General features: G+C 72.1%; 2 protein-coding genes. One reads left to right on the top strand and one right to left on the bottom strand.

Annotation, left to right across the window (positions count from 1 at the left end):
• Positions 1 to 1069, bottom strand: a 1069-nt coding sequence (locus tag U9R90_RS35490) for a CaiB/BaiF CoA transferase family protein (protein ID WP_411061559.1), incomplete at its 3' end; no start/stop codon positions are given.
• Between the two features lie 150 nt (positions 1070 to 1219).
• Here U9R90_RS35490 and U9R90_RS35485 point away from each other — a divergent pair.
• Positions 1220 to 2428 carry a saccharopine dehydrogenase family protein gene (locus tag U9R90_RS35485; RefSeq protein ID WP_411061558.1) on the top strand — a complete coding sequence of 403 codons (1209 nt, stop codon included), beginning with the start codon at positions 1220 to 1222 and terminating at the stop codon, positions 2426 to 2428.
• The last annotated feature ends 50 nt before the right edge of the window (positions 2429 to 2478 follow it).

Raw genomic sequence — 2478 nt, 5'->3', positions numbered from 1 at the left:
TGGGGGTCGCCGAGAAGCGCGGGGCCGGGGCGGGCTGGGTGATGCCGCCGTGGTCGGTGAAGGTGGCGCGGGCGGCGAGATGCGGATGGGCGGGGGCCTCGCCCAGGGACAGGACGGGCGCCACGCACGCGTCCGAGCCCTCGAAGAGCGCGGTCCACTCGGCGCGGGTCTTCGCCTTGAAGCGTGCGGTGATCGCGGTCCGCAGGTCGTCCCAGCGGGCGAAGTCCTTGCGGGCGGGCGCCTCGTCCTGGATGCCGAGTACGGTCACGAACTCGTCGTAGAACTGCGGCTCCAGGGCACCCACAGCCATGTAGCCGCCGTCGGACGTCTGATAGCTGCCGTAGAACGGGCAGCCGCCGTCCAGCAGGTTGGCGCCGCGCCGGTCCTGCCAGCCGCCGGCCGCCAGCATGCCGTGGATCATCGTCGAGAGATGGGCCGCGCCGTCGACGATCGCCGCGTCCACGACCTGTCCCTCGCCCGTCGTACGGGCGTGCTGCAGTGCGGCCAGCACGCCGACGACGAGATAGAGCGAGCCGCCCGCGTAGTCACCGACGAGGTTGGCGGGGACGGCCGGGGGCTCGTCCGGCTTTCCGATCATGCCGAGGGTGCCGGTGATCGCGATGTACGCGATGTCGTGCCCGGCGCGCTGGGCGAGCGGCCCCTCCTGGCCCCAGCCGGTCATCCGTCCGTAGACGAGTTTCGGGTTGCGGGCCGTGCACTGCTCGGGGCCCACGCCGAGGCGCTCGGCGACGCCGGGGCGGAAGCCCTCGATCAGGATGTCGGCGCGTTCGACCAGGTCCAGGACGTGAGCGGGGCCGTGCTCCGACTTGAGGTCGATCAGCACCGAGCGCTTGTTGCGGTTGGTGACGTCGTACGCCGGGTCGATGGCCAGTCCGGCGCCGCCGGGCCGGTCCACGCGTACGACGTCGGCGCCGAGGTCCGCGAGCAGCATGGCGGCGAACGGGCCCGGTCCGATTCCGGCCAGTTCGAGCACCCGGATTCCGGCCAGGGGGCCGCCTCCCGGCGCTGGTCCGGACCCCGCACCTGGCCCTGTGTCTGTTCCTGTCATCAAGCCCCCAGCACTGTGACACAACTGATGTAACATCAGCGATGTTAAGAACGTGTTCCACTCTGCACAAGACCCGGCGAGCAAGCGCTTAGAAATCCCTCAGGCTAGTCTCTGGCACCGACAGTGGCCCAGCCAGGACCGAGGGGTGTCATGAGCAGCCAGGACAGGCAGGACCGTCACGACAGGACAGGCCGCCCGTACGACATCGTGCTCTTCGGGGCCACCGGGTTCGTGGGCACGCTCACCGCGGAGTACCTCGCCGCGCATGCGCCCGAAGGGCTGCGCTGGGCGATCGCCGGGCGGAGCGAGGAGAAGCTCCAGCGGATACGGGAGCGGCTGACCGGGATCGACAAGGCATGCACGGATCTTCCGGTGCTGCGCGCGGACGCCGACGACCCGGCCGCGCTACGGGAGCTGGCCGGGCAGACGCGGGTGCTGGCCACCACGGTCGGCCCGTACATCACCTACGGGCAGGAGCTCGTCGCGGCCTGCGCCGACAGCGGCACGGACTATCTGGATCTCACCGGCGAGCCCGAGTTCGTGGACCTGATGTACGTGCGGCACGACGCTCGCGCGCGGGAGACCGGGGCGCGGCTGGTGCACGCGTGCGGGTTCGACTCGGTTCCCCATGATCTGGGCGCGTATTTCACCGTGCGGCAGCTGCCGGAAGGGGTGCCGCTGCGGGTCGACGGCTTCGTCCGTACGCATGCGACGTTCTCCGGTGGGACGTTCGCCTCCACGCTCACCGCCTTCTCGCGCGGACGGGAGACGCTTGCCGCACGGCAGGAGCGACGGCGGCACGAGCCACGGCCGGTGGGGCGCAAGGCCTACGCCCCGGTCGGCACGCCGCGGTACGCCAAGGAGGTCGACGCCTGGGCGTTGCCGCTGCCGACCCTCGACGCGCAGATCGTCCAGCGCTCGGCCCGCGCCCTGGAGCGGTACGGCCCCGACTTCCGCTACCGGGAGTACGCGGCCGTGAAATCGCTGCCGGTCGCCGTGGGCGGGGCGGCCGCGGTGGGCGCGCTCTTCGCGGCGGCCCAGCTGCCACCCGCCAGGCGGTGGCTGGGCAACCGGGTCAAGCCGGGCGAGGGGCCCGACGAGCGACAGCGGGCGAAGTCCTGGTTCTCGGTGCGGTTCGTCGGCGACGGCGGCGGGCGGCGGGTGTACACCGAGGTCAGCGGCGGCGACCCCGGCTATGACGAGACGGCGAAGATCCTCGCCGAGTCGGCCCTCAGCCTGGCCTTCGACGATCTGCCCGACACGGCGGGGCAGGTCACCACGGCGGTGGCGATGGGCGATGCGCTGATCGAACGGCTGCAGGCCGCGGGGATCAGGTTCCGGGTGGCGGCGGCGCGCTGAGAGCCTGTCTTTGAACCCCCGTCGTCCGCGCGGAGCGCGGGCGCAGCGCC

Source organism: Streptomyces sp. E11-3, assembly GCF_046540415.1.
Classification (GTDB): Bacteria; Actinomycetota; Actinomycetes; order Streptomycetales; family Streptomycetaceae; genus Streptomyces.
Note: the sequence above shows the minus strand (reverse complement) of the source record. Positions and strands in the feature narration are given on the sequence as shown.

Excerpts from the sequence above, each read along its gene's own strand:
- U9R90_RS35485 (WP_411061558.1), top strand. The coding sequence starts at position 1,220 with ATGAGCAGCCAGGACAGGCAGGACCGTCACGACAGGACAGGCCGCCCG.